Genomic DNA, 26,451 nt, shown 5'->3' with positions numbered 1-26,451 from the left:
GCCGCGCTCCGTCAGGCCCTTCGCCCTGCCAGGCAGACCCAGCCATCGCGCGCCGCCCAGACCTGCAAGGGCAGGTGCGGCGCATAGGCTTCGCAGACCTCATCGGCCTGGCGCTCCAGGACGCCGGACAGCGCCAGCCAGCCGCCGGGCGCGACCCGGGCGGACAACATGGGGGCCAGGAGCTTGAGCGGATTGGACAGAATATTGGCGACCACCACCTGGCTGGTTCCTTCGGGCAGGCCGTCTGGCAGGCAGGCTTCGATCTCGACGCGATTGGTCGCTGCGTTGCGAACCGTGGCCAGCACCGCCTGCTCGTCGATATCCACGCCCCGTGTCGGCCCGGCGCCCAGCAAGCGGGCGGCGATGGCCAGGATCCCGGAGCCGCAGCCGTAATCCAGCACGGTTTCTCCGCCCTGCAGGTGGGCGGCCAGCCATTCCAGGCACAGATGCGTCGTGGGGTGGCTGCCGGTCCCGAAGGCCAGCCCGGGATCGAGCTCGATGCGCACAATGCCGTCCCGCGCGCCGGCCAGGGGCAGGCCCGCGTCGTCGCGGTGCCAGCTCGGCACGATCCAGATGCGGTCGCCCACGACGATGGGCCCGAACTGGGATTGCGTCAGGCGCACCCAATCGGCATCCGGCACCTCGCGCAGGAACCAATCGGCCTGGCCGGGCGCGGGGCCCGCCAGGCCGTCCAGCGAGGCCAGCAACTGGGCCGGATCATCCCCATCGGCCAGCAGCGCCACCAGCCGGTTGCGCTGCCAGGCCAGGACGTCGGGCTCGGTGCCCGGCTCGCCGAACAGGGCCTGTTCGTGCTCCGTATCCCCGTCGGCGTCCTCAACCGACACCGACAAGGCGCCGGCTTCCAGCAAGGCGTCGGACCAGGCCTCGGCCTGGCTCTGCGCACAGTTCAGCACCAGTTCTCGCATGCCGGATCTCAAGCGCGCGCGGCGAGCTTGTGTTCGAGGTAGTGGATGCTGGTGCCGCCTTCAACGAAACGGGCATCCTGCATCAACTCGCGATGCAGCGGGATATTGGTGTGCACCCCTTCGACGATCATTTCCGACAGGGCGATATCCATGCGCATGATCGCCTGATGGCGGTCGTCGCCATAGGTGATGAGCTTGGCGATCATCGAATCGTAGTAAGGCGGCACGGTATAGCCCGTGAACACGTGCGAATCCATGCGCACGCCCGGGCCGCCCGGCGTATGCCAGTTGGAGATCCGGCCGGGGCTGGGCGTGAACTTGTAGGGATCCTCGGCATTGATCCGGCATTCGATCGCGTGGCCATGCAGATGGATGTCGCGCTGGCGCAGGGTGAATTTCTCGCCGGCGGCGATGCGCAACTGCTGCTGGACCAGATCGATGCCGGTGATCATTTCCGTGATCGTGTGCTCGACCTGGATGCGGGTGTTCATCTCGATGAAGAAAAATTCCCCGTTCTCGTACAGGAACTCGAACGTGCCGGCGCCGCGATAACGCATCCGGCGGCAGGCCTCGGCGCAACGTTCGCCGATCCGCTCGACCAGGGCGCGATCGATGCCCGGCGCGGGCGCCTCCTCGATGATCTTCTGGTGGCGGCGCTGCATGGAGCAATCGCGTTCGCCCAGCCAGACGGCCTTGCCCTCGCCGTCGGCCAGCACCTGGATCTCGATGTGGCGCGGGTTCTCGAGGAATTTTTCCAGGTAGACCTCGGGATTGTTGAAGGCGGCGCCGGCTTCGGTGCGCGTCATGGCGACCGCGTTGAGCAGGGCCGCCTCGGTATAGACCACCCGCATGCCGCGACCGCCGCCGCCGCCCGCCGCCTTGATGATGACCGGATAGCCGACCTCGGAGGCGATGCGTTGGATTTCCTTGGGGTCGTCGGGCAATGCGCCACCCGAGCCCGGCACGACCGGCACGCCGGCGGCGATCATGGCCTGCTTGGCGCTGACCTTGTCGCCCATGGTGCGAATGCTTTCGGGGCGCGGCCCGATGAACACAAAGCCGCTCTTTTCCACCCGTTCGGCAAAATCGGCGTTTTCCGACAGGAAGCCGTAGCCCGGGTGGATGGCTTCCGCGTCGGTGACCTCGGCGGCCGAGATCAACGCGGGCATGTTCAGGTAGCTGTCGCGCGGAGACGCGGGACCGATACACACGGATTCGTCGGCCAGGCGCACGTATTTGGCTTCGCGGTCCGCTTCCGAGTGCACGACGACGGTCTTGACGCCCAGTTCGCGGCAGGCCCGCAGCACTCTCAAGGCGATTTCGCCGCGGTTGGCGATCAGGATTTTTTCGAACATGGCGTTCAGGCGATGATGAACAGGGGTTGGCCGTATTCGACCGGCTCGCCGTTCTCAACGAGGATTTCCTTGATGACGCCGGACTTGTCGGCCTCAATCTCGTTCAGCAGCTTCATCGCCTCGATGATGCACAAGGGGTCGCCTTCCTTGACGGCCTGGCCGACTTCGACGAAGGCCGCCGCGTTCGGATTGGGCGAGCGGTAGAACGTGCCCACCATGGGCGCCTTGACTTGATGGCCCTGCACGGCGGCGGGCGCCGGCGCGGCGGCAGCCGCAGCGGGCGCGGCGGCTGGGGCGGCCGCGGCCACGACCTGCGCGGGCGCGCCGGCCACAGGCGCCGGGGCGACCGCTGCGACCTGGGAGAACTTGACGATGCGGACCTTGCCCTCACCCTCGGTGATTTCCAGTTCGGCAATGCCCGAATCGGCCACCAGGTCGATCAGCGTTTTCAGTTTTCGGAGATCCATGACGTATCAATTCCTGTGTGCTGGCCCGGGATGAGCGCGGGCCGGTCAATGAGTGGATTCAGGCGACGAAAACGAATGCGCCGTCGGTCCGACCCCGATGAGACGGGGAGAATCCACGACGGCCACATGAGTTGCTGCTGCCAGCGGGCGGCCCTGGAGTCTTGCCGAAGCCACCTGATCCCGGGTACGAGGGCACCCTGTAAAGCGCCTTTTTACGCTAAAACCGTTGATTTGTCCATAAAACGGGGTCCTGACCGGTGAGCAAACCTATCATTGAAACCTAAAGTATTCGCGACAGACGGGCCTGGATATCGTCTGGCTTGAGTTCGCCCATGATCGAATCGGCCACGCGACCGCGACGGTCGAAAAGCAGGGTGAACGGCAGGCCGCCGCTCTTGTTGCCCAGCTCGCGCATCAGTGGAATGCCTTGGGTGCCCGTCAGCAACACCGGATAGGACACCGGGATTTTTTCCAGGAAACGCTCGACGTTGGCCCGCGTGTCGATGGCCAGCCCCAGCAGGGCCAGGTCGGGATGGCGCTGGTGCAGGGTTTCGAGCAGGGGCATTTCACGCACGCAGGGAGCGCACCAACTGGCCCAGAAATTCATCAGCACCGGCCGCCCCACGTAGGCGGACAGCGCCTGCTCTCGCCCCTGGAGATCGGCAAACGAGCGCCCGAAGACGGGATCGGGCGGCAGGAGGGAGGCCGCCGCGCCGCGCGCCCCGCCGGCAAGCCCCAGCGCCGCCAGACAGGCCGTGCGCAAGAATTTCCGCTTGTCCATATGAAACGCCATCCATCCTGCTGACCGTACCGATCGTTCATCATAGCATCGGGCCCTCGGGACCTTCCGGACAGGCGGGCGCCGCACGCGGCGCGACGGCCCGCCCAGAGGTTCCTTACAATACAGACCGGAGGAAGCGATGCACGTACACATATTGGGAATCTGCGGCACGTTCATGGGCGGGCTGGCCCTGATCGCCCGCGCGGCGGGTCACCGGGTCACCGGTTGCGACGCGGGGGTCTACCCGCCCATGAGCACACAGTTGCGCGAGCAGGGCATCGATCTGATCGAAGGCTTCGACGCCGGCCAGACCGGGCTGGGCGCGGATCTCTACGTGGTCGGCAACGTCGTCAGCCGGGGCAATCCGCTGATGGAAGCGATCCTGGATCGTGGCCTGCCCTACACCTCCGGCCCGCAATGGCTGGCCGACCATGTCCTGGGCGGCCAGCACGTCCTGGCCGTGGCGGGCACGCACGGCAAGACCACGACCAGCGCCATGCTGGCCTGGATCTTCGAGCAATCGGGCCGGCCCGCCAATTTTCTGATCGGCGGCGTGGCGCCGGATCTGGGCGTCTCGGCCCGCTACGACGCCGCCCGCAGCCACTTCGTGATCGAGGCCGACGAGTACGACACGGCTTTCTTCGACAAGCGCTCGAAATTCGTCCACTACCGCCCCCGCACCGCCATCCTGAACAATCTCGAATACGACCACGCCGACATCTTCCCCGACCTGGCCGCCATCGAGACTCAGTTTCACCATCTGGTGCGCACCGTCCCGGCATCGGGGTACCTCGTGCGGCCCGCGGCCTGCGAAGCCCTGGACCGCGTCCTGGCGCGCGGCTGCTGGAGTCCGGTGGAAACCTTCGGCCCCACGGGCGACTGGCAGGCGCAGCCCGAGGCTGAAGACGGCCGCCGCTGTCTCATCCTGCACCGGGGCCGGTCGGCCGGCACGCTGGACTGGTCCCTGGCCGGCACCCACAACCAGGCCAACGCCCTGGCCGCGCTGGCGGCGGCCCGCCACGCCGGCATCGCGCCCGAGGACGGCATCGCCGCACTGAGCCGCTTCCAGGGGGTGCGCCGCCGCCTGGAACTTCGCGGCACGCAGGACGGCGTGGCGGTCTACGACGATTTCGCCCACCATCCCAGCGCCATCGCCACCACCCTGGACGGGCTGCGCCGCCGCGTCGGCCCGCACGCCCGCATCCTGGCGGTGATCGAGCCGCGCTCCAACACCATGAAGCTGGGCGCGATGGCCGCCCGGCTGCCAGAAGCGCTGGCCGGCGCCGACCAGGTTTTCTGCCACGGCGCCACCCGGGGCAAGCACGCCCTGGGCTGGGATCCTCGCCAGGTTCTGGCCGGCCTGGGGGCGCGCCTGTGGACGGGCGACGACCTCGACGCCCTGGCCGACGCCGTTTGCGACGCGGCGCAGCCCGGCGACCACGTGCTCGTCATGAGCAACGGCAGCTTCGGCGGCATCCATCTAACCCTGCTCGACCGGCTGGCGCAGCGCCGCCCCCGATCGTCTCACTGAACCCCGAAGTCTCCTCTCATTTATGCACGTTCTCTACGAAGACGCCGGCAAGCTCAAGGCCGAAACCATTTTTTCCGAAGCCGACACCTCGCTGCAGGTCGAGTCGGCCAGCGGCAAACGCAGCAAAATCAAACGCAACGCCGTGCTGTTCACCTTCGAGCAGCCTTCCCCCGACGGCTTGCTGCCCGCGGCCGAGACCCTGGCGGCCACGCTGGACGCCGGTTTTCTGTGGGAGTGCGCGCCGCAGCAGGAGTTCGAATCCGCCGCGCTGGCCGAGGACTACTTCGGCCATGCGCCCGACGCGGTGGAAAAGACCGCCATGATCCTGGCCTTGTCGGCCGCCCCGGCCTATTTCCACCGGCGCGGCAAGGGCGCCTTCCGTCCGGCCCCGCCCGACATCCTGCAAGCCGCCCTGGCCGCCATCGAAAAGAAACGCCGCCAGGCCGAACTGCAAGGCGAATGGACCGCCGCCTTGCTGGCGGGCACGCTGCCCGACGCCCTGCGGCCCGTCGCCGCCACATTCCTCGACCGCCCCGACAAGAACACGCTGGAATGGAAAGCCTTCGACGCCGCCGTGCAGCAATCGGGCGTCAGCCCCGAGCGGCTGCTGCTGTCGCTGGGCGTCTGGCCCCACCCCCTGGCCATGATGCGGGACCGCTTCTTTTCGGCCCATTTCCCCCGCGGCACGGACTGCCCGCCCGTCGAAGTCCTCGACTGGGGCGGCGACCTGCCGCAGGCCGAAGTCGAGGCCTATTCCCTGGACGACGCCAGCACCATCGAAATCGACGATGCCCTGTCGGTCACGATTCCCGAGCCCGGCACGGTCCGGGTCGGCATCCACATCGCCGTACCGGCGCTGGCCGTCACGCGCGGCAGCGCGCTGGACGAACAAGCGCGCGCCCGCATGTCCACCGTCTACATGCCGGGCGACAAGATTCCCATGCTGCCGCGCGAACTGATCGCCGCCTTCTCCCTGGACGAAGGTCAATGGCGTCCCGCCCTTTCGCTGTACGTCACCGGGCGGCTGGAGGATGGCGAGGTCCTGGACACCGAGACCCGGCTGGAACGCATCCGGGTGGCCGCCAATCTGCGCCACGGCCAGATCGACGGCGCAGTCACCGAGGCCGCGCTGGCCGATCCCGATGCCCCCCTGCCGCACGCCGGCTGGCTGCGCCCCTTGTGGCAATTCGCCCAGGCGCTGTGCGCCGTGCGCGACCGCACGCGCGGCAAACCGGAAAACAACGACCGCATCGAATATGGCTTCGAAATCGACGGCCCGCCCGACGACCCGGATTCGATCGTCCGTCTGGTGCCGCGCCAGCGCAACGCGCCGCTGGACCGGCTGGTGGCCGAATACATGATTCTGGCCAACACGCAATGGGGCGCCTTGCTGGCCCGCCACGGCGTGCCCGGCATCTACCGCTCCCAGCAGACCGGGCGCACCCGCATGTCCACCCAGGCCCTGCCCCACGAATCCATCGCCGTGCCGCAATACATCTGGTCGACCTCGCCGCTGCGCCGCTATGTGGACCTGGTCAATCAGGGCCAGATCCTGGCGGCGGCCGAGCATGGCGTCTCCGCCCGCCTGGCCGCCCCCTTCAAGCCCAAGGATGCAGACCTGTACGCCTTGATCGGAGCCTTCGACTCGCAGTACACGCTGTGGGGCGAATTCCAGTCCTCGGTGGAACGCTACTGGTGCATCCGCTGGCTGCAGCAACAAGGACTGAAAGAAGTCGGCGCCCACGTCCTGAGGGAAAACCTGGTCCGGCTGGCGTGCGCGCCTTTCGTGACCCGCATCAACGGCCTGCCCGAATTCGAGCGCGGCCAGGAAGTGCGGCTGGACATCCTGGGCTACGACGAGATCGGTCTGGACATCGAATGCCGCCTGCGGGAAGCAAGCTAGGCCAGGACCACGCCCCACCTTCAAGGAGCCGCAAAGCCATGGACACGCTGCCGCTGCAACTGCTGGAATACCGGCATGAAGGCCGCGGCCGCATGGCGGCCGCCCTGACGCTGTCCCTGGCTGCGCATGCGGCGCTGCTGGCCTGGCGCTTCCTGCCCGCGACGCCAGCGACGCAACCGTCCACGCTGGAAGTCACCCTGGTCAACAGCCGCAGCGAACACGCCCCCCTGAAGCCCCAGGCGCTGGCCCAACAGAACCTGGACGGCGGCGGCGACCGGACGCGCGGCATGGCCTCGTCCCCGCTGCCCCGGACCGCCGAGGGCAGCGCCGAGGAATCCGTACTGGCCGCATTGCGGCGACGCCAGGCCGAACTCGAAGCCGAACAGCGCCGCCTGCTGGCGCAACTGGAATCCCTGGACGCGGTCCAGGCGGCCAGGCCCGCGCCGGAACTGCTGGGACGCAGCATCGATCCGGGCGAAGATGACCGCCACCAGGACAGCCTGATCCTCAGCGCCCGCATCGCCGCATTGAAAGAGCGCATCGAGCGCTACAACGCCCTGCCCCGGCAGACCTTCACCGCCCCGTCCGCCCGTGCGTCGGACGACGCCCGCTACGTGGAAGCCTGGCGCCAGCGCATCGAGCTGATCGGCACGCAGCACTATCCCCCCGAGGCGCGCGGCCGCATCTACGGCGACCTGCAACTGACGGTCTACATCCGGCGCGACGGCGGCCTGGAGCGCATCCAGTTCGACCGCCCGTCGAATCAGGCCGTCCTCAACAGCGCCGCCCGGCGCATCGTCGAACTAGCCTCGCCCTTCGACCCGCTGCCGCCGGAACTGGCGCAGCACACCGATATCCTCGCCATCACGCGAACCTGGCACTTCACCCGCGAAGGCCTGGAGACGGACGCGCCCGGCGCAAAGGAAGTCCCATGAACCGGCCAGGCAGGAAAATCATCACGACCGTCCTGCTGGCGGCGCTGTGCGCCGCCTTCCTTTACCAGATCGGCCTCTTGGGCATGGTGGTCTGGTTCAATTTCCGTAACCCCGCCAACACCCCCATCATGCAGGACACGCTGCATGCCTTGCGGGCCGAAGACCCCGACGCCAGGCTGGCATACGAGTGGGTGCCGTACGACCGCATCAGCACGCACCTGAAGCGCGCCGTGATCGCCTCAGAGGACAGCGGCTTCATCGATCACGACGGGGTCGAATGGGACGCCATCCGCAAGGCCTGGAGCTACAACCAGCGCCAGGCCGATCTGGGCCGCGCACGCCGGCGCGGCGGATCCACCATCACCCAGCAATTGGCCAAGAACCTGTTCCTGTCGAATTCGCGCAATTATCTGCGCAAGGGTCAGGAGCTCATCCTCACCTACATGATCGAAGGCGTCATGAGCAAGCGCCGCATCCTGGAGCTCTACCTGAACGTGGCCCAATGGGGAAGCGCCACCTTCGGCGCCCAGGCCGCCGCCCGGCATTATTTCCGCACGGACGCGGCGCGCCTGTCGGCCGGCCAGGCCGCTCAACTGGCGGCCATGCTGCCCAATCCGGCCTACTACGACCAGCGCGGCGCCACCGCCTACCTGCGGTCCCACACGGCCACCGTGCGCGCCCGCATGCGCCAGGCCGCCGTGCCGTAGGCAGGCCCCGTCCCTTCCCGCCGTTCGGGGTACTATTGAGGTTTTCACCGTATTTCCGGCCATGCGCACGGCACGACGCTACATCGCACGCGAAATCTACCGTTCGACCGCCGTCGTCCTGGTGGCGCTCGTGGGCCTCTTCCTGTTCTTCGCCCTCATCGAAGGGCTGGACAAGGTCGGCCAGCGCCTGACCCTGCTGAACCTGTTCTACCTGCAGGCTCTGGACATCCCCAACCACCTGTACGAGCTGTTGCCCATCGGCCTGCTGATCGGCGCGGTCCTGGCGCTTGCGGGGCTGGCGCAGCGCAACGAACTCACCATCCTGCGGGCCTCGGGCGTCAGCGGCTTGCGGCTGCTGGTGGCCCTGTGGCTGCTGACGACTCCGCTGGTGCTGGGCGCCTTTATCCTGTCGGAATTCATCACGCCGGCCGCCGAGCTGCGCGGCAGCGAATCCCGCCTGGCGCTGATGGGCCGCACCGACGGCGGCCGCCTGTCCAGTGGCTACTGGTTCAAAGAGGCCGACGACCAAGGCGGCACCCGCATCATCAATATCGGCCAGCTCACCGGCAAGGGCCATGTCGACGATGTGGTGCTGTACGAATTCGCGGCCGACCACACGCTCAGGGCAACCGTCCAGGCCACCGACGGTCAGTTCGAGCAAGGGCGTCTGGTCCTGCGCGACCTGACCGAGACGCGCATCCACCCGCAATCCGCCGCCGCCCTGGCCGACGCCCGCATCCCCGCCGCGCCCATCAGCGAACTCGTCCACCTGGACGAACGCAGCGTACCCACCTCGCTGACGCCCGAACGCCTGATCGCCCGGATCCTCACGCCCGAGCGCATGGCCATCTCGGATCTGCTGGACTACATCCGCTACTTGAAGAACAACCAGTTGCAGGCCGACCGCCAGGAAGTCGCCTTGTGGCGCAAGATCGCCTACCCCTTCACCCTGCTGGTCATGGTCACCATCGCCGCGCCGATCGGCTTCATGCAGACGCGCCGGGGCGGCATCGGCCTGAAGGTCTTTACCGGCATCATCCTGGGGGTCGGTTTTTTCATGCTCAACCAACTGGCCCTGAACGCCGGCATGCTGGGCGACTGGCCGCCCTGGGCCACGGCCCTGGTCCCCAGCCTGGCCGGCCAGGCACTCGCCCTGCTCGTCCTGCTGGGCATGGAACACCGGCACCCGCTCTCCCTGTGGCTGCGCCAACGCCGGCTCCAGCGGGGCGCCGCATGACCCTGCCCGCTTCGCGGCCGCCGTCCGAAGCCCGGGGCGACGTCTGGGTCATCGGCGACGTCCAGGGCTGCGCGGGCGCCTTGCGCGCCTTGCTGGCGCATCCCGAGCTCTCCCGGCCCGACACCGAACTCTGGTTTGCCGGCGATCTGGTCAACCGCGGCCCCGATTCCCTCGGGGCGCTGCGCCTGATCCGCTCCCTGGGCGCCCGGGCCCGCGCCATCCTGGGCAACCACGACCTGCACCTGCTCGCGGTGGCCGCCGGCGTGCGGACGCCGGGAAAGTCCGATACCTTCCAGGACATCCTCGACGCGTCCGACGCCGCCGAACTGCTCGACTGGCTGCGCCATCGGCCGCTGATGGTGCGCGACCGGGGCCACGTCATGGTCCACGCCGGCATCCTGCCTGCCTGGACACTGGATCAAGCCCAGGCTCTGGCGGGCGAAATCGAGGCGGCCCTGCGGCAACCCGACTGGCATCCCGCGCTGCACGATCTGTACGGCGAGAAACCCCTGAACTGGGACGACGCCCTGCGGGGCCCCGACCGCATGCGGGTCATCGTCAACGCCCTCACCCGCATGCGGGTCTGCCATGCCGAGGACGGCCGCATGGATTTCCACCACAAGGGCAGCGCCCACGCGGTCCGGGGGCTGGTGCCCTGGTTCGATCTGCCCGGGCGCCGCGACCCGTCCGAGCCGGTGGTCTTCGGCCATTGGTCGGCCCTGGGGCTGCACATCCGCCCGGATGCGATCTGCCTGGACACGGGCTGCGTCTGGGGGCGCGCGCTGACCGCCCTGCGGCTGAGCGACCATCGCATCATCCAGCAGGACTGCACGGCCTGCCGCTGAGGCGGTCCGCCCTCAATCCCTTTCGCTCAAGCCGATTCGCCGCGCACCGCCGCACTGATGGCGGCCTGGGCACGCTGCGCCAGTTCACCCCGGGACAGCCCGGCCGACGCCGGGATGGGCGCAAGAAAACAGCACTCGACGCACACACCCCGGGCCCCGAGCAGAAACCACAGGTTCGCGACCAGAGTCTGTTCACCGACGAAGGCCAGTTCCGGCGCATGCCGTCCGTGCTTCAGAAAGCGCAAGGCCACGGGCTGCGTCGGCACGCGGGCCTGCACGGCGGCATCGAACAGCCCGGCATGAAAGGGCAGGACATGGGAACCGTCGGTCGTCGTGCCTTCAGGGAACAACCCCACCGCATCGCCCCGCTCGAAACAGGCGCGCATCTGCCGGCCGGCATCGCGCACGGCATGCCGATGGCGCCGGTCGATGAACAGCGTGCCGGCCCAGGCCACCAGCAGCCCGATCACCGGCCAGCGCCGGATATCGCTCTTGGCCACGAAAGACGTGGTGCGCACGCTGTTGAGCACGAAGATATCGACCCAGGACACATGATTGGCCACCCACAGGACGGCTCCCCGCGCCACGGGCGCGCTCACGGGGCGCACGCGAACCCCGCACAAGCGCAGCAGCACCCGGGACCAGGCCCCCACGACCCGACGCCGCCGGACGCGGCCCAATACCGGAAACACCAGCAATTCGGTCAGCAGACCCAGCAGGATCCAGGCCGACACGCAAACGAAACGGAACAGAAACAGGAACGGCGCCACCGACATCCTCCGCCCGGCATGGGCAATGGCGCACATCATAACTGGTCGAGATAGCGCTGCAGGATCACGGCGGCGGCCATGGCGTCGTCCGGTGCATGGGTTCCCAGAATCTGCTGGGCTTCGAGGCTGGAGCCGCGCTCATCCACCAGCACGACCGGCACGCGGAAGCGGCCCTCGATCTGATGCGCGAAGCGGCGGCTGTGTCCCGAGGCGGGCTGCTCGCCGCCGTCGAGCGCGAGAGGCAGCCCCACGACAACGCGGTCAGGCTGCCATTCGGCCAGCAGGGCGCCGACCTGGACGAAACGCTGCTCGCGCGTGACGGGCGTCAGGATGCAGAGAGGCCGGGCCTGGCTCGTCAGGGTATTGCCCAGCGCCACGCCGATTTTCTTCAGTCCGAAATCGAAAGCCAGCAACGTCTGCTCGGATTGGCGAATTCCGGCCCCGGGGCCGGAACCGCGCTGCGGCATGTGTTCAGGCATGGCCCGCATCGCTGGCCAGCATCGAAGCGCGGATGCCCAGTTGGGCCAGGGCGGCGTCGTAGCGGTCTTCCGCGGGCGTATCGAACAGGATATCGTTGGACGAAAGCACGTTCAGCCAGGCGTTGCGGGCAAGCTCGTCTTCGAGCTGGCCCGCGCCCCAGCCGGCGTAGCCCAGCGTCACCAGCAGCCGGGCCGGGCCATGGCCCGCAGCGACGTCCTGCAGCACGTCGCGGGACGTGGTCAGCGCGACGTCGTCGCCCAACTGGATGCTGGAGCTGTATTCGCCGCGCGGCACGTGCAGCACGAAGCCCCGGTCGGTCTGTACCGGCCCGCCAAAGAAGACCGGTGATTCCTGTACCGGCCCGATTTCCAGCGACAGGGACAGATCGATGCGCTGCAAGAGATCGCCGATGGTGAGATCGGTGGGCCGGTTGATGACCAGGCCCAGCGCGCCATGCTCGGTGTGCTCGCAGACGTAGATGACGGTGTTGGCCAGCTCGCCCGACACCATCCCCGGCATGGCCAGCAGAAACTGCCGGGACAGGTCGATGCGTGAACCGGCGTCGGAAGCATGCGGTACGGTCGTCGTCATGGCGATCCCCTGTAGTCCGGCCCTACGGCCCATGACGCTAGAGTATCAGAAACGGCCCGAATCACGCACGGAGTAAGCCGCCTCAGATTTCGATCAGCTCGAAATCTTCTTTCCGGGCCCCGCATTCGGGACAGACCCAGTTGGGCGGCACGTCTTCCCAGCGGGTGCCGGGCGCGATCCCGTCTTCGGGGAAACCGGCCGCCTCGTCATAGATCCAGCCGCAGATCAGACACATCCAGGTACGCATGACAATGAAACCCTTTATCCTCTAAAAGCCCTCGCGGCCTGCATGCCGCTCGGATTCGGCAGGCACAGCCAGCCCTCAACCGCGGCAGCTCTCCACCTCGCGGCCTGCATGCCGCTCGGATTCGGCAGGCACAGGTCAGTCCGCAGGGACTGACCTGTGTCCGGCCTCATCCATTAGAATGGGTGCATAGTACACAACCGCCGGCCGCGGCGACCGGCCTCTTCATTTCTGCTGTCATGCCCGCCCCCGATCCCGCCTCCATTCCTCTTCCCCTGATTTTCGGTCCATTCGATCCCAGCGGGGCCAGTCACCTGCCTATCGATGCGGTCATTTGCGCAGGCCTGGGCGCGCACGCCGGCACGGTCGCCACCGCCATCCACGTCCAGGATACCGCGGGCGTCGAGACCATCCAGCGCCTGCCTGCGGAACTGATCGACGACCAGGCCCGCTGCCTGCTGGAAGACATGGCCATCGGCGCCCTGAAGATCGGCCCCCAGTACGACCCGGAGAGCATCGCGACGCTGGCCCAGATCGCCGCCGACTACAGCAACCTGCCGCTGGTGCTGCAACTTAGCGCGCCGCCGCTGGTGCCCGACCTGGAAGACCTGGACCCCGAGGAAACCGTCGGCGCCCTGCTGGAATTGCTGGTGCCCCAGGCGCACCTCGTCGTCGTCGACGCCCGCCTGCCGGAACAATGGGCCGGCCAGGGCCTGCTGTCCTCGGCGCGGGCCGGCGATCCGGTCGGCGCCCTGCACGAATTCGGCGCGCCGCTCGTCCTGTGCTGCAACGCGCCGCTCGGCCCCGGCCTGAACGGCCTGGTGCTGCATGCGCACGACCAGGCCGGCGGCCGCTGGCCCTGGCCGGCGCCGCGCGTGCGCACGAGCGACGCCGAAAGCCTGCTGGCCACGGTGCTGTGCTGTCTGCTGGCACGCGGGCTCGCGCCGGCCGATGCCATCGCCCAGGCGGTCCCGGCCGCCACCGCCCTGCTGGAGCGCCACTTCCACCCCGGCATGGGGCAGCGCATCCTGCGGCACGCCGCATCGTGAGGGCCATGCAATGAATACACCCCGTTTTCCGCGCGGACTGTACGGCGTCACGCCCGACTGGGCCGACACCGACCGCCTGCTGGCCGCCATCGAACAGGCCCATGCCGGCGGTATGGCTGCCCTGCAATGGCGCCGCAAGCAGGGCGCGCCCGCGGAACTGCGCGCACAGGCCCGCGCTGTCCGCGACCTCAGCCTGCGGCTGGGACTGATCCTGATCATCAACGACGATTGGCGCCTGGCGGCCGACCTGGACGCCGATGGCGCCCACCTGGGCCGGGACGACGGCGCCGTCTCCCAGGCGCGCCTGGCGCTGGGCTCCGACAAGCTGATCGGCAGCTCCTGCTACGATCGGCCCGCGCTGGCGGCCCGGCGCCTGCAAGAGGACGCCGATTACATCGCTTTCGGCGCCTTGTACCCGTCCCGCATCAAGCCCGACGCCGCGCATGCCTCACTCGACCACCTCCGCGCCGGCCGCCGACTGGCCGAAGAGGCCTCCTGCGGCCGCCGCAGGGCGGCCGTGGTCGCCATCGGCGGGATCACGCCCGACAACGCCGTCCCCGCGATCCAGGCGGGCGCCGACAGCATCGCCCTCATCAGCGCCCTGTTCGACGCCCCCGACATTCGTGCGGCGGCGCAGCGCTGCGCCGCCCTGTTTTCCTGAACCTCTGCAGCAACTGGAACCCCGCCATGTCCCGCAACACCGAACTCTTCGAACGCGCCTGCCGCGCCATCCCGGGCGGCGTCAACTCGCCCGTGCGCGCCTTCCGCTCCGTGGGCGGCACCCCGCCCTTCATCCAGCGCGCCAGCGGCCCCTACCTCTGGGACGCCGAAGGCACCCGCTACATCGACTACATCGGCTCCTGGGGCCCCGCCATCCTGGGCCATGCCGACCCCGAGGTCGTCTCCGCCGTCCAGGCCGCCGCGGTGGACGGCCTGTCTTTCGGCGCACCCACCGAGGCAGAAATCGACCTGGCCGAGGCCATCATCGAGCGCATCCCCTCGATCGAACAGGTGCGCCTGGTCAGCTCGGGCACCGAGGCCACCATGTCGGCCATCCGCCTGGCGCGCGGCCACACCGGCCGCTCCAAGATCATCAAGTTCGAAGGCTGCTACCACGGCCACGCCGACAGCCTGCTGGTCAAGGCAGGCTCGGGCATGCTGACCTTCGGCAACCCCACTTCGGCAGGCGTGCCGCCCGAATTCGTCCAGCACACCCTGGTGCTGGACTACAACGACCTGCCCGCCGTCGAGGCCGCCTTTTCCCAATACCCCGAGGACATCGCTTGCGTCATCGTCGAACCCATCGCCGGCAACATGAACATGGTGCGCCCGGCGCCCGGCTTCCTCGAAGGCCTGCGCATGCAGTGCACCCGCCACGGCGCCGTCCTGATCTTCGACGAGGTCATGACCGGACTGCGCGTGGGGCCGCAAGGCATGCAGGGCCTGTGCGGCGTCACACCCGACATGACCACGCTGGCCAAGATCATCGGCGGCGGCATGCCGGTGGGCGCCTTCGGCGGCCGCGCCGCCATCATGGCGGACATCGCGCCGCTGGGCGCGGTCTACCAGGCCGGCACGCTATCGGGCAACCCGGTGGCGGTGGCCGCCGGTCGCGTCACCTTGCGCCGCCTCGCCGAACCGGGCTTCTACGATGCCCTGCACCGGCAGACGGGCTTGCTGATCGAGGGTCTGGTCGAACGCGCCCGCCGCCACAACGTCACCCTCAGCGGCGACTGGCAGGGCGGGCTGTTCGGCCTGTATTTCCGTGAAACGGTGCCGACCAGCCTGGCCGAAGTCTCCGCCAGCGATCTCGACGCCTTCAAGCGCTTCTTCCACGGCATGCTGTCCGAAGGCGTGCATTTCGCGCCCTCGGCCTTCGAGGCCGGCTTCGTCTCCGCCACCCATGACGACCAGGTGATCCAGGCGACGCTGGACGCCGCCGACCGGGTCTTCGCGGGGCTTCAATAGTCTGAACTTCAAGTTTCTTGACGCAGGACAAGGACACGCCACGGCGGGTTCCCTACACTGGGCATGCTCTGATCAAGTCCGCCAGGAGGCGCGTCATGACCGACTACACCCAATACGCCGCTACCCAGCACCCCGCCGTCACCCCCGCGGTTCCGGATCTCGAAACCCAGGCCACCGGCCAGGAACCCCAGGACCTGCGCCTGTGGCTGCGCATGCTCAGTTGCTGCACGCTGATCGAAAATGAATTGCGCAGCCGGCTGCGCAGCGAATTCCAGACCACGCTGCCGCGCTTCGACCTGATGTCCCAGCTCACTCACGCCCCCAGGGGCCTGAAAATGAGCGAGCTGTCCCGCCTGATGATGGTCACCAACGGCAACATCACCGGCATCACCGACCAGCTCGAAAAAGACGGCCTGGTCGAACGCCTGAAGGACGACGCCGACCGCCGCAGTTCGCTGATCCGCCTGACCCCGAAGGGCCGCCGCCACCACCGCCGCATGCAACGGGCGCACGCGTCCTGGATTCAGTCCATGCTGGGCGGCCTGGCGCCGGCGGCGCGCTCGACGCTGTTCGATCTCCTGGGAGACCTGAAACAATCCACTTACGCGCGCCTGCCTGCGGCCTGACCCCGCGCAGCGCCCACGGGCCGGCCGCCGGGCGGTCTCCCCGGCGCCCCCATTCGGCATAGAATGGGGGCTGTTTTTTTGTCTCGACCCACCGCCTCCCCGGACCCCTCGCCATGGCCATCAACCTGATCATCCCGGCGCAAGACGCCATCCACCCGATTTCCGGCATCCGCATCGGCACGGCCGAGGCCGGCATCCGCAAGGCCGGCCGCCGCGACCTGACCGTCCTGCTGCTGGAAGAAGGCGCCTCGGTGGCGGGGGTCTTCACGCGCAACCGCTTCCGCGCCGCGCCGGTCCAGGTCTGCGAAGCCCATCTGGCCGCCGGCGACGGCATCCGCGCCCTGGTCATCAATACCGGCAATGCCAATGCGGGCACCGGCGCACCCGGCCTGCAGGCCGCCCACGATACCTGCCGCGCGCTGGCGGGCCGACTGGGCGTCGCGCCGGAGCAAATCCTGCCGTTCTCCACCGGGGTCATCCTGGAGCCGCTGCCGGTGGAGCGCCTGATCGCCGGCCTGCCGGCCGCTCTGGACGATGCCCGCCCGGACCACTGGTTCCAGGCGGCCCACGCCATCATGACCACGGACACCCAGCCCAAGATTCACTCCACCCGGATCGACCTGGACGGCACGCCGGTCACGATCACCGGCATCAGCAAGGGCGCCGGCATGATCCGGCCCAACATGGCGACCATGCTGGGCTTCCTGGGCACGGACGCAGGCCTGCCGCCCACGCTGCTGCGCGCCCTGGCTGCGCGCATCGCGGATCAATCCTTCAACCGCATCACGGTGGACGGCGATACCTCCACCAATGATTCATTCATCCTCATCGCCACCGGCGCCAGCGGCGCACACATCGAGTCCGAGCAAGACCCGCGCTATCCCGCCCTGGCCGAGGCCCTGACGGCCGCCGCCCGCGATCTGGCCCAGAAGATCGTGCGCGACGCCGAAGGCGCGACGAAATTCATGACCATCCGCGTCGAGCAGGCCGCCTCCACCGAGGAAGCCCTGAAGATCGCCTACGCCATCGCCCATTCGCCCTTGGTCAAGACAGCCTTCTACGCCTCCGACCCCAATCTGGGCCGCATCCTGGCGGCCATCGGCTATGCCGGCGTCGACGATCTGGACGTCTCGAAACTGACGCTGTGGCTGGGCGACGTGCGCGTGGCCGTGCAAGGCGGGCGCGATCCCGGCTACCGCGAGGAAGACGGCCAGCGCGTGATGGCGGAACCGGAAATCCTGGTGCGCGTCGCCCTGGGGCGCGGCGACGTGGCCGACACGGTGTATACCTGCGATTTCTCGCACGAGTACGTCAGCATCAATGCGGATTATCGATCCTGATACTAGGGTTTACCCCTAGTTAACAGGAGTTGGCTGGAGTTTCTGTGTTCTAGGGTTATCCCTAGGATTATACTGGGCCAGATGCGCCGTCGGATGGCTTTACGGTCGAGGGCGCACAGTCCAGTCATCGCCCATCCGGGCAGGAATTCCCTCATGAATACGTCTCCAACGGCAGCGGCGATCACGCTGCCTCCCAACTCTTTGAACGACCAGCAAGAGGCTGCCGATGCCCGCTGGACCCCGGGCAGGATCACCCTGTGGGCAGCCATCGCCCTCATTGGCGCCGCCGCGTGGTCCGTACTGGCCATTTCTCGCGGCGAAACCATCAACGCCGTCTGGTTCGTGCTGGCGGCCGTCTGTACCTATCTGGTGGGCTATCGCTTCTATTCGAAAATGATCGAACGGCGGGTCGCCCAGCCGGACGACGGCCGCGCCACGCCCGCCGAGTACCACTCCAACGGCCGCGACTACGTCCCGACGGACCGCGTCGTCCTGTTCGGGCATCACTTCGCCGCCATCGCGGGCGCGGGCCCCCTGGTGGGGCCGGTGCTGGCCGCGCAAATGGGCTACCTGCCCGGCACGATCTGGATCGTCGTGGGCGCCGTGCTCGCAGGCTGCGTCCAGGATTACCTGGTGCTGTTCTTTTCAATGCGGCGCGGCGGGCGCTCGCTGGGCCAGATGGCCCGCGAGGAACTCGGCGTCGTGGGCGGCACGGCGGCGCTGGCCGCCACTTTGACCATCATGATCATCATCGTCGCCATTCTGGCGCTGGTCGTGGTCAACGCGCTGGGCGAATCCCCCTGGGGCGTGTATTCAGTCTCGCTGACCATCCCCATCGCCCTGTTCATGGGCTGCTACCTGCGCTACCTGCGCCCGGGCAAAGTCCTGGAGGTCTCGCTCATCGGCCTGGCCCTGCTCATGTTCGCCATCATCTCCGGGCGCTGGGTGGCCGAATCCGAATGGGGCAGCGCCTTGTTCCACCTCGACCGCCTGACCCTGGCCTGGGCCATCATCGCCTACGGCTTCATCGCCGCCATTCTGCCCGTCTGGCTGCTGCTCGCGCCGCGCGATTACCTGTCCACCTTCATGAAGATCGGCGTCATCGGCCTGCTGGCCATCGCCATCCTGGTGGTGCAGCCGGAAATCACCGTGCCCGCCTTCTCGGAATTCGCCGGCCGCGCCGACGGCCCGGTCGTTCCAGGCTCCTTGTTCCCCTTCCTGTTCGTCACGATCGCCTGCGGCGCGCTTTCCGGGTTCCACGCCCTGATCTCATCGGGCACCACCCCCAAGCTGGTCGAAAAAGAAAAGCAGACGCGTTTCCTGGGGTACGGCGGCATGCTGATGGAATCGCTGGTCGCCATCATGGCGCTGGTGGCAGCCATCTCGATCGATCGCGGCATCTACTTCGCCATGAACGTCTCCGCCGCGTCGACGGGCGGCACCGTCGACTCCGCGGTGGCGTTCGTCAACAGTCTCGGATTGACGGGCGTTCACCTGACGCCCGACATGCTGACCGACTTGGCGCGCAACGTGGGCGAGCCCAGCATCATTTCGCGCACAGGCGGCGCGCCCACGCTATCCGTCGGCATCGCCCACATCATGCACCAATGGTTCGGCGGCACCGCCATGATGGGTTTCTGGTACCACTTCGCCATCATGTTCGAGGCCCTGTTCATCCTCACGGCCGTAGATGCCGGCACACGCGTCGCGCGTTTCATGCTGCAGGACACCATCGGCAACTTCTTTCCCAAGTTCAAAGACACCTCCTGGAAGCCGGGCGCCTGGCTCTGCACGGCGATCATGGTCGCGGGCTGGGGCTACATCCTGGTCCTGGGCGTCACCGACCCGCTGGGCGGCATCAATACCTTCTTCCCCTTGTTCGGGATTGCCAACCAGTTGCTGGCCGCCATCGCCCTGGCGGTGGTGATGGCCATCGTGGCCAAGCGCGGCAATTTCCGCTACCTGTGGGTCGTCGCCGCGCCCCTGGTGTTCATCGCCGTCATCACGATCTGGGCGTCCTGGGAAAAGATCTTCTCCGATATTCCCGCCGTCAGCTACTGGGCGCAGCACGAGGCCTTCAAGAACGCGCTGGCCGAAGGCAAGACGAGCTTCGGCACCGCGCATACGGTGGAGGCGATGCAGGCCGTGGTGCACAACACCTTCGTGCAGGGCTCTCTGTCGATCGTCTTCGTCGTGCTGGCCCTGATCGTCATGGGCACGGCCGTCCTGACGGCCTGGCGCGCCTACCGTAAGACTCACCCCAGCCACAGCACCGAAGATCCGCGCGTCGAATCGCGGCTGTTCGCGCCGGCGGGCCTGCTGCCGACTCCGTCGGAAAAAGCCCTGCTGGCCCGCTGGGAAGCCGCGCCCTCATCCGCCGCGCCGGCGGCGATGGGGCACTGAGATGCTGAACCAGGTCCAGCCCGGCCAGCGCCGCCGCCTCGGCGGGCTGGGGCAGTTCTTCAAGGGCATCCTGCGCGCGGACGCCTACCAGAAATACCTGGAGCACATGGCTCGCGTCCATCCCGACCAGACGCCCGCGTCGGAACGCGAGTTCTGGCGCGAGCGCTACGACTGGGAAGACCGCAATCCTCAAGGGCGCTGCTGCTAGCCTCGCCGGCCATGGGCCAGCACACCCCCTTGATTTACAAGCCGAATTCTGCCAGAATACGTGGCTTGGCCTGGCTTATCGGTAAGTCAGGCCGTTTTTGGCATCCCGGCGTGTGCGCCACAGGCTTTGCCCTTTACTTGGGGCAGGGCCGCATCGCCAGGAATTTTCACAGGAAATCCCCATGTACGCGGTCATAAAAACCGGCGGCAAGCAATATCGTGTTTGCGCCGGCCAGAAACTGAAAATCGAACAGATACCGGCTGACATTGGGCAAGAAATCTCGCTCGACCAGGTGTTGTCCGTCGGCGAAGGCGAAACGCTGAAGATCGGCACGCCCTTCGTCGAAGGCGCCGCGGTCAAAGCCACCGTTCTTGCACAAGGCCGTCACGACAAGGTCAAGATCTTCAAGATGCGCCGTCGCAAGCACTATCAAAAGCATCAAGGCCACCGTCAGAACTACACCGAAATCCGCATCGACGCCGTTGCGGCCTGATCCGGTCATCGCATTTAGGAGCTCATCATGGCACACAAAAAGGGCGGCGGCTCGACTCGCAACGGCCGCGATTCCGAATCGAAACGGCTGGGCGTGAAGGTCTACGGCGGCCAGCAGATTTCAGCCGGCGGCATCATCGTCCGCCAGCGCGGCACCCAGTTCCACCCCGGCGTCAACGTCGGCATCGGCAAGGACCACACATTGTTCTCCCTGGTGGACGGCGTCGTGCAGTTCTCGGTCAAGGGCGCGCTCAACAAGCGTACCGTTTCAGTCAGCGCGGCGAGTTGATCGCCGTCTGATCCGCCCTCCCGCGCCGCGCCTCCGGCTTGCCGCCCCCAAAAAAGGGGCGCTTCTTGCCTTGGGACGGCCGGGCGGCGAAAAGGCCCTGCTCCTCAGCAGGGCCTTTTTTTTCATTAGAATGGTTCCACCATGAAATTCGTAGACGAAGCCACCATCGAAGTCATCGCCGGCAAGGGCGGCAATGGCGTCGCCAGTTTCCGCCGGGAAAAATTCATTCCCATGGGCGGCCCCGATGGCGGCGACGGCGGCCGGGGCGGCTCGATCCTGGCGATCGCAGACCGCAACATCAACACCCTGATCGACTTCCGCTACGCCCGGCTTCATCGCGCCAAGAACGGCGAGAACGGCCGGGGCTCGGACCAGTACGGCGCGGGCGCGCCGGACATCGTTCTGCGCATGCCGGTGGGCACGGTGATCCACGACGCCGACAGCGGCGAGCAGCTCTTCGACCTGGACCACCACGGCGCACAGGTCACGCTGGCGGCCGGGGGCGCCGGCGGCCTGGGCAATCTGCACTTCAAGTCCAGCACCAACCGCGCGCCGCGCCAGTTCACCCCCGGCCGCGAGGGCGAGCAGCGCCGCCTGCGCCTGGAACTGAAGGTGCTGGCCGACGTGGGCCTGCTGGGCCTGCCCAATGCGGGCAAATCCACCCTGATCACGCGGGTGTCCAACGCCCGGCCCAAGATCGCCGACTACCCCTTCACGACCCTGCATCCGAACCTGGGCGTGGTGCGCACCTCACCTTCGCACAGCTTCGTCATTGCCGACATCCCCGGGCTCATCGAAGGCGCCTCGGAAGGCGCCGGGCTGGGCCATCTGTTCCTGCGCCACCTCAGCCGCACCCGCGTCCTGCTGCACATGCTGGACGTGTACTCGCCCGACCCCGACGTCGATGCGGGCGCGCAAGCCATCGAGGGCGCGCAGGCCATCACGCGCGAGCTCGAACGCTACAGCCCCGAGCTGGCCGCCAAGCCGCGCTGGCTGGTGCTGAACAAACTGGACATGGTGGAGGATCCCGCCGCGATCCAGGACCGCATCTGCCGCGAACTCGGCTGGGCCGGGCCGGTCTTCGGGATTTCCGCCCTGACCGGCGAGGGCACCCAGGCGCTCACCGGCGCGCTGCAGTCCTGGCTGGACGAGCAGCAGCGCAACGCCCACGCCCACGACGAGGACCCCCGCTTCACGCGCAACGGCGAAGATCCCGGCGCGCCCGATAGCGACGATCCAGGCGATCCCCGCTTCTCGCGCTGAGTTTTCCACCCACGGCTTTCGCTCCGACCCGCCCGCCATCATGACTCGTCCGGATCTTTCCCCCTCCGTCGCCCGGGACGCGCACCGTCTCGTCCTCAAGGTCGGCTCCACCCTGGTCACCAACGAAGGCCGGGGCATCGACCTGGAGGCCGTCGCCCAATGGGCCGAGCAGATCGCGGCCCTGCATGCCTCGGGCCGGCAACTGGTCCTGGTGTCCAGCGGCGCCATCGCCGAAGGCATGGCGCGGCTGGGCTGGCCCCGCCGCCCCAAGCTCATGCCCGAGCTGCAAGCCGCCGCCGCCGTGGGCCAGATGGGCCTGGTCCAGGCCTACGAGGCCGCCTTTGCCCGCCACGGCATCCGCACCGCCCAGATCCTGCTGACGCACGAGGATCTGGCCGACCGGCGCCGCTACCTGAATGCGCGCAGCACCCTGAACACCCTGCTGGCCCTGGGCGTGGTGCCGATCGTCAATGAGAACGATACCGTCGTCACCGACGAGATCCGCCTGGGGGACAACGACACGCTGGGCGCCCTGGTCACCAATCTGATCGAGGCCGATACGCTGGTCATCCTGACCGATCAATCCGGCCTGTACAGCGCCGATCCGCGCAAGCATCCGGATGCGCGCTTCATTCACCAGGGTCAGGCGGGCGACCCGGCGCTGGAAGCCATGGCGGGCGGATCGGGCAGCGCCATCGGCACCGGCGGCATGCTGACCAAGGTTCTGGCCGCGCGGCGCGCCGCCAACAGCGGCGGCCACACCATCATCGCCTCCGGCCGCGAACCCGCCGTGCTGCAACGCCTGGCGGCGGGGGAGCCCATCGGCACCGAGCTGCGCGCAGTCCTGCCGGTGCGCTCGGCCCGGCAACGCTGGCTGGCCAACCACCTGCGCCTGCGCGGCCGCGTCACCCTGGACGCCGGCGCCGTGCGCGCGCTGACGCAAGGCCACCGCAGCCTGCTGCCCATCGGGGTGATCGCCGTCGAGGGAGAGTTCGAACGCGGCGACGTGGTGGCCTGCGTCGATGAGCACGGCGTGGAGTGCGGCCGCGGCCTGATCAATTATTCGTCCGCCGATACGGCGCGCATCCTGCGCCAGCCCAGCGCCCGCATCCCGGAGATCCTGGGCCACCTGACCGACCCGGAGCTGATGCACCGCGACAACATGATCGTCGCGCGGCCAAGAGCCCAAAGCTAGGATCCGCGCGCCGACGAACGCGGGACGCCCGCCGCGGCAAGGCCAAGCGTCTTGCGAGGATGGCGGCACAACGGGCGGCGGCGCACAGCCCCCAGGCTAACGCTGGGCCGGGATGAACTGGGTCTCCTTGACTTCCTCCATCACCACGCAGCTCTTGGTCTGAGTCACCCCCGGCAGGCGCAGCAGGATCTCGCCCAGCAGGCTGCGGTACTGGCTGATCTCCTTGATCCGCGCCTTGACCATGTAATCGAAGTCCCCGGAAACCAGGTGGCATTCGAGCACCTGCGGCACGCACAGCACCTCGCGGCGGAAATCCTCGAACGTGCGGCCCGACTTGCTGGACATGCTGATTTCCACGAACACCAGCAAGCCGGCATCCAGGGCGGCGGGCGATACTCTGGCGTGATAGCCGGTGATCACGCCGTCGCGCTCCAGGCGGCGCACGCGCTCGATGCAGGGGGTCACCGTCAACCCGACCGCATCGGCCAGCTCGGTCATCGACAGGCGGCCATTGTGCTGCAGCAGATCCAGGATCCGGCGGTCGATCTTGTCCAGGGCATGGACGGATTCCTTTTGCACGCGCATGATTATTCTCCGGGACGGTGGGTCTTGCCGCGCCGGCCCGCGCAGCGGCGCGGAACACCCGCCTGACGCAGGGCTGCTGGATCGGGCCGGTGCGGCGCACCAGGCTTTTGTCCTGTATGCGCGCCCCTAACCCCCCTGTTCCTGTATTTTTTCATGGAAATATGATTTTTTCATAAAAATTTATCTGGGTATATTGCCTATCATCATGAAAAATTAATCCCATTAGGAGCTGTCATGAAGGTTTTGGTTCTAGGGGCAGGCGTGGTCGGCGTCACGAGCGCCTATTACCTGGCCCGCCAAGGGCACGAAGTCACCGTGATCGATCGCGAAAGCGGCACGGCGGAAGAAACCAGTTTCGGCAATGCCGGCCAATTGTCCTTCGGCTATTCCTCGCCCTGGGCGGCACCCGGCATTCCCCTGAAGGCCTTCAAGTGGCTGTTCACACCGCACGCCCCGCTGACGATCCGCCCGGACGGCAGCCTGACCCAGTTGCGCTGGATGCTGGACATGTGGCGCAACTGCACGCCGGCCCGCTACGCCGCCAACAAGGACCGCATGTTGCGCTTGTCGGCCTACAGCCGCCAGTGCCTGCATGCGCTCCAGGCCGACACCGGCATTCAGTTCGAGGGCCGGCGCCAGGGTACGCTGCAGCTCTTTCGCACACAGAAGCAGATGGACGACGCCCAGCGCGACGTCCAGGCCCTGAGCGAGGCCGGAATCGCCCACGAGTTGGTCCAGGGCGACCGGCTGGCCGAATACGAACCCGCGCTGGCCCAGGTCCGCCACAAGCTGGTCGGCGGGCTGCGCACGCCGGACGACGAAACCGGCGACTGCCGCCTGTTCACCCAGGCCCTGGCCCGGATGGCCGAAGCGCAGGGGGTGCATTTCCGCTATGGCGAAACCATCCAGTCCCTGCAGACAGCGGGCGACCGCGTCACGGGCGTGCAGTGCGCCTCGGGCCTGGAGCGGGCCGACGCCTACGTCGTCGCCCTGGGATCGTATTCGCCCCTGCTGCTGCGCGGCGTGGTCGACATCCCCGTCTACCCCATGAAAGGCTATTCCATCACGGTGGACATCGCCGATCCCGACCGGGCGCCGGTGTCCACCCTGCTGGACGAAACCTACAAGATCGCCCTGACCCGCTTCGACCACCGCATCCGCGTCGGCGGCATGGCCGAAGTCGTCGGCTACGACACGGCGCTGGATCCGCGCCGCCAGCGAACCCTGGAAATGGTGCTGAACGACTTGTTCCCGGGCAGCTACGCCCCCGGAGACGTCCATTTCTGGACCGGGCTGCGCCCCAAGACCCCCGACAGCACCCCCATCGTCGGCTCCACGCAGCTGGGCAACCTGTACCTGAATACCGGCCATGGCACGCTGGGCTGGACCATGGCCTGCGGCAGCGGCCGCCTGATCGCGGACATCGTGTCGGGCAAGCCGACCGACATCCGCCACGACGATCTGGGCGTCCAGCGCTATCGCTGAACGTTCCGGGGCGGCCGGCGGGCGGCCGGCCTAGATTTCCCAGACGTAGCCGTAGCTGCGCAGGGACTCGATCGGGGGCTCCATGCCCGCCTGCAGGCCCCGCCAGCGCAAGCGGCTGATGATGCCGCGCGGCTTGGGATCATGCGGCCGGTTCCCATAGGCGTGCCGCCAGGCCGCCATCAGGGCCTGGTTCAGCATGGCGTGGCTGGCGACGTGGCCGGGCGCCTCGAACAGGCAGACCAGCACCGCGCGCTCGGAAACCGTCAGGCGCATCGAAGCGCCGCCGCAGTGCTGAAGGCACCACCCCTGGTCCTCCAGGGTCCACGGCCCAATCGCGTGGGCGGATTCTGCCGGCGCGGAACCGGCACGATCGAGACGACGCAGGCGCAAGGCGTGCAGAACGCCGGCCAGCAGGGTCGGCGGATCGCCCTGGCGCATGACGCAATCCACCCCGACCCGCAGCAGCGCCGCGATCTCGCCCCGGCGCGCAGGCCCGGTGAAAGCCACCAGGTCCAGCGGCAGGTTCATGTCGCGCACCAGATGCGCCGTCCGGCAATTGGCGGCGGCATCCGCCATGAGCAGCGCCGCCTCGCAGGATTGCATGTCGGCCCGGAGCGTCTCCCGGCCGAGCGCCTCGATCGACTCGCAGCGCCGCACCAGGCACCCCGCGGCCCGCAGGTATCGCAGGTCGGCGTTATCGGCCGGCGACAGCGCCCACACCCGACGTTCTTGCATACATTTCCCCCTGACGAACCGTCAAATATTACAAAAGTATT

At 67.8% G+C, this 26,451-nt stretch carries 28 protein-coding genes; 18 read left to right on the top strand and 10 right to left on the bottom strand.

The window, feature by feature from the left end:
- Positions 1–11: 11 nt before the first annotated feature.
- The 4 genes from prmA to ABRZ00_RS06650 all read right to left on the bottom strand — a co-directional run bounded on the left by prmA (position 12) and on the right by ABRZ00_RS06650 (position 3,529).
- Positions 12–926 carry a 50S ribosomal protein L11 methyltransferase gene (gene prmA / locus ABRZ00_RS06665; protein WP_368642551.1) on the bottom strand — a complete coding sequence of 305 codons (915 nt, stop codon included), beginning with the start codon at positions 924–926 and terminating at the stop codon, positions 12–14.
- Between the two features lie 8 nt (positions 927–934).
- Positions 935–2,281: an acetyl-CoA carboxylase biotin carboxylase subunit gene (gene accC, locus ABRZ00_RS06660; protein WP_368642552.1), complete on the bottom strand. Its 1,347-nt coding sequence runs from the start codon at positions 2,279–2,281 to the stop codon at positions 935–937.
- 5 nt (positions 2,282–2,286) lie between these two features.
- Positions 2,287–2,748: an acetyl-CoA carboxylase biotin carboxyl carrier protein gene (accB, locus tag ABRZ00_RS06655; RefSeq protein WP_343836147.1), complete on the bottom strand. Its 462-nt coding sequence runs from the start codon at positions 2,746–2,748 to the stop codon at positions 2,287–2,289.
- A gap of 280 nt (positions 2,749–3,028) precedes the next feature.
- The gene (locus ABRZ00_RS06650; RefSeq protein ID WP_368642553.1) at positions 3,029–3,529 is read right to left on the bottom strand and encodes a TlpA family protein disulfide reductase; all 501 of its coding nucleotides are present in this window, start codon (positions 3,527–3,529) and stop codon (positions 3,029–3,031) included.
- 139 nt (positions 3,530–3,668) lie between these two features.
- Between ABRZ00_RS06650 and mpl the strand changes: the two genes are divergently transcribed.
- The 6 genes from mpl to ABRZ00_RS06620 all read left to right on the top strand — a co-directional run bounded on the left by mpl (position 3,669) and on the right by ABRZ00_RS06620 (position 10,687).
- The gene (gene mpl / locus ABRZ00_RS06645) at positions 3,669–5,060 is read left to right on the top strand and encodes a UDP-N-acetylmuramate:L-alanyl-gamma-D-glutamyl-meso-diaminopimelate ligase (protein ID WP_368642554.1); all 1,392 of its coding nucleotides are present in this window, start codon (positions 3,669–3,671) and stop codon (positions 5,058–5,060) included.
- A gap of 22 nt (positions 5,061–5,082) precedes the next feature.
- Entirely contained in the window at positions 5,083–6,963 is a 1,881-nt protein-coding gene (locus tag ABRZ00_RS06640) for a ribonuclease catalytic domain-containing protein (RefSeq protein ID WP_368642555.1), read from the top strand.
- Positions 6,964–7,001: 38 nt separating this feature from the next.
- Positions 7,002–7,898, top strand: a complete 897-nt coding sequence (locus ABRZ00_RS06635; RefSeq protein WP_343836152.1) for an energy transducer TonB — start codon at positions 7,002–7,004, stop codon at positions 7,896–7,898.
- Complete coding sequence (gene mtgA / locus ABRZ00_RS06630; RefSeq protein WP_368642556.1) at positions 7,895–8,605, top strand: monofunctional biosynthetic peptidoglycan transglycosylase; 711 nt, start codon at positions 7,895–7,897, stop codon at positions 8,603–8,605. Before ABRZ00_RS06635 ends, mtgA begins: the two co-directional genes overlap by 4 nt.
- Before the next feature lie 61 nt (positions 8,606–8,666).
- Positions 8,667–9,842: an LPS export ABC transporter permease LptG gene (lptG, locus tag ABRZ00_RS06625; protein WP_343836155.1), complete on the top strand. Its 1,176-nt coding sequence runs from the start codon at positions 8,667–8,669 to the stop codon at positions 9,840–9,842.
- Entirely contained in the window at positions 9,839–10,687 is an 849-nt protein-coding gene (locus tag ABRZ00_RS06620) for a symmetrical bis(5'-nucleosyl)-tetraphosphatase (RefSeq protein ID WP_368642557.1), read from the top strand. Before lptG ends, ABRZ00_RS06620 begins: the two co-directional genes overlap by 4 nt.
- A gap of 26 nt (positions 10,688–10,713) precedes the next feature.
- Here the strand turns inward: ABRZ00_RS06620 and ABRZ00_RS06615 are convergent, their stop codons facing one another.
- The 4 genes from ABRZ00_RS06615 to ABRZ00_RS06600 all read right to left on the bottom strand — a co-directional run bounded on the left by ABRZ00_RS06615 (position 10,714) and on the right by ABRZ00_RS06600 (position 12,775).
- Positions 10,714–11,463, bottom strand: coding sequence for a lysophospholipid acyltransferase family protein (locus tag ABRZ00_RS06615; protein ID WP_368642558.1), 750 nt, complete (start codon positions 11,461–11,463; stop codon positions 10,714–10,716).
- A 29-nt stretch (positions 11,464–11,492) separates the two neighbouring features.
- Entirely contained in the window at positions 11,493–11,936 is a 444-nt protein-coding gene (gene ruvX, locus ABRZ00_RS06610) for a Holliday junction resolvase RuvX (protein WP_368642559.1), read from the bottom strand.
- The gene (locus tag ABRZ00_RS06605; protein WP_343836164.1) at positions 11,929–12,528 is read right to left on the bottom strand and encodes a YqgE/AlgH family protein; all 600 of its coding nucleotides are present in this window, start codon (positions 12,526–12,528) and stop codon (positions 11,929–11,931) included. The genes ruvX and ABRZ00_RS06605 overlap by 8 nt, the downstream gene beginning before the upstream one ends.
- Before the next feature lie 82 nt (positions 12,529–12,610).
- Complete coding sequence (locus ABRZ00_RS06600; RefSeq protein WP_043685094.1) at positions 12,611–12,775, bottom strand: rubredoxin; 165 nt, start codon at positions 12,773–12,775, stop codon at positions 12,611–12,613.
- Between the two features lie 236 nt (positions 12,776–13,011).
- On the opposite strand from ABRZ00_RS06600, the gene ABRZ00_RS06595 reads away from it, so the two are divergent.
- The 11 genes from ABRZ00_RS06595 to proB all read left to right on the top strand — a co-directional run bounded on the left by ABRZ00_RS06595 (position 13,012) and on the right by proB (position 23,605).
- Positions 13,012–13,821: a hydroxymethylpyrimidine/phosphomethylpyrimidine kinase gene (locus ABRZ00_RS06595; RefSeq protein WP_368642560.1), complete on the top strand. Its 810-nt coding sequence runs from the start codon at positions 13,012–13,014 to the stop codon at positions 13,819–13,821.
- Between the two features lie 10 nt (positions 13,822–13,831).
- Positions 13,832–14,482 (top strand): thiamine phosphate synthase, encoded by a 651-nt coding sequence (gene thiE / locus ABRZ00_RS06590; protein WP_368642561.1) that lies wholly within the window; start codon positions 13,832–13,834, stop codon positions 14,480–14,482.
- A gap of 26 nt (positions 14,483–14,508) precedes the next feature.
- Positions 14,509–15,789, top strand: a complete 1,281-nt coding sequence (hemL, locus tag ABRZ00_RS06585) for a glutamate-1-semialdehyde 2,1-aminomutase (protein ID WP_368642562.1) — start codon at positions 14,509–14,511, stop codon at positions 15,787–15,789.
- Between the two features lie 95 nt (positions 15,790–15,884).
- On the top strand, positions 15,885–16,415 hold the full coding sequence (locus tag ABRZ00_RS06580; RefSeq protein ID WP_343836174.1) for a MarR family transcriptional regulator: 531 nt from the start codon (positions 15,885–15,887) through the stop codon (positions 16,413–16,415).
- A gap of 113 nt (positions 16,416–16,528) precedes the next feature.
- Positions 16,529–17,755, top strand: coding sequence for a bifunctional glutamate N-acetyltransferase/amino-acid acetyltransferase ArgJ (gene argJ, locus ABRZ00_RS06575; RefSeq protein WP_368642563.1), 1,227 nt, complete (start codon positions 16,529–16,531; stop codon positions 17,753–17,755).
- Positions 17,756–17,908: 153 nt separating this feature from the next.
- Positions 17,909–20,158 (top strand): carbon starvation CstA family protein, encoded by a 2,250-nt coding sequence (locus tag ABRZ00_RS06570; RefSeq protein WP_368642564.1) that lies wholly within the window; start codon positions 17,909–17,911, stop codon positions 20,156–20,158.
- A 1-nt stretch (position 20,159) separates the two neighbouring features.
- A complete protein-coding gene (locus ABRZ00_RS06565) occupies positions 20,160–20,366 on the top strand; it encodes a YbdD/YjiX family protein (RefSeq protein WP_368639759.1) in 207 nt (68 codons plus the stop codon).
- Positions 20,367–20,547: 181 nt separating this feature from the next.
- The gene (gene rplU, locus ABRZ00_RS06560) at positions 20,548–20,859 is read left to right on the top strand and encodes a 50S ribosomal protein L21 (protein ID WP_343836182.1); all 312 of its coding nucleotides are present in this window, start codon (positions 20,548–20,550) and stop codon (positions 20,857–20,859) included.
- 27 nt (positions 20,860–20,886) lie between these two features.
- A complete protein-coding gene (gene rpmA / locus ABRZ00_RS06555; RefSeq protein ID WP_343836184.1) occupies positions 20,887–21,147 on the top strand; it encodes a 50S ribosomal protein L27 in 261 nt (86 codons plus the stop codon).
- A gap of 141 nt (positions 21,148–21,288) precedes the next feature.
- Positions 21,289–22,410: a GTPase ObgE gene (gene obgE, locus ABRZ00_RS06550; RefSeq protein WP_368642565.1), complete on the top strand. Its 1,122-nt coding sequence runs from the start codon at positions 21,289–21,291 to the stop codon at positions 22,408–22,410.
- 40 nt (positions 22,411–22,450) lie between these two features.
- Entirely contained in the window at positions 22,451–23,605 is a 1,155-nt protein-coding gene (gene proB, locus ABRZ00_RS06545; protein ID WP_368642566.1) for a glutamate 5-kinase, read from the top strand.
- Between the two features lie 96 nt (positions 23,606–23,701).
- Here proB and ABRZ00_RS06540 read toward each other — a convergent pair whose 3' ends face one another.
- Positions 23,702–24,190 (bottom strand): Lrp/AsnC ligand binding domain-containing protein, encoded by a 489-nt coding sequence (locus ABRZ00_RS06540; protein WP_368639760.1) that lies wholly within the window; start codon positions 24,188–24,190, stop codon positions 23,702–23,704.
- A gap of 234 nt (positions 24,191–24,424) precedes the next feature.
- Between ABRZ00_RS06540 and ABRZ00_RS06535 the strand changes: the two genes are divergently transcribed.
- A complete protein-coding gene (locus tag ABRZ00_RS06535) occupies positions 24,425–25,675 on the top strand; it encodes a D-amino acid dehydrogenase (protein WP_368642567.1) in 1,251 nt (416 codons plus the stop codon).
- A 30-nt stretch (positions 25,676–25,705) separates the two neighbouring features.
- Here ABRZ00_RS06535 and ABRZ00_RS06530 read toward each other — a convergent pair whose 3' ends face one another.
- Positions 25,706–26,410, bottom strand: a complete 705-nt coding sequence (locus ABRZ00_RS06530) for a hypothetical protein (protein WP_343836195.1) — start codon at positions 26,408–26,410, stop codon at positions 25,706–25,708.
- Positions 26,411–26,451 lie beyond the last annotated feature (41 nt).

This window comes from Castellaniella ginsengisoli (assembly GCF_040955415.1).
Taxonomy (GTDB): domain Bacteria; phylum Pseudomonadota; class Gammaproteobacteria; order Burkholderiales; family Burkholderiaceae_B; genus Castellaniella; species Castellaniella ginsengisoli.
The sequence above is the reverse complement of the archived record's forward strand: the minus strand, read 5'-3'. Positions and strand labels throughout refer to the sequence as shown.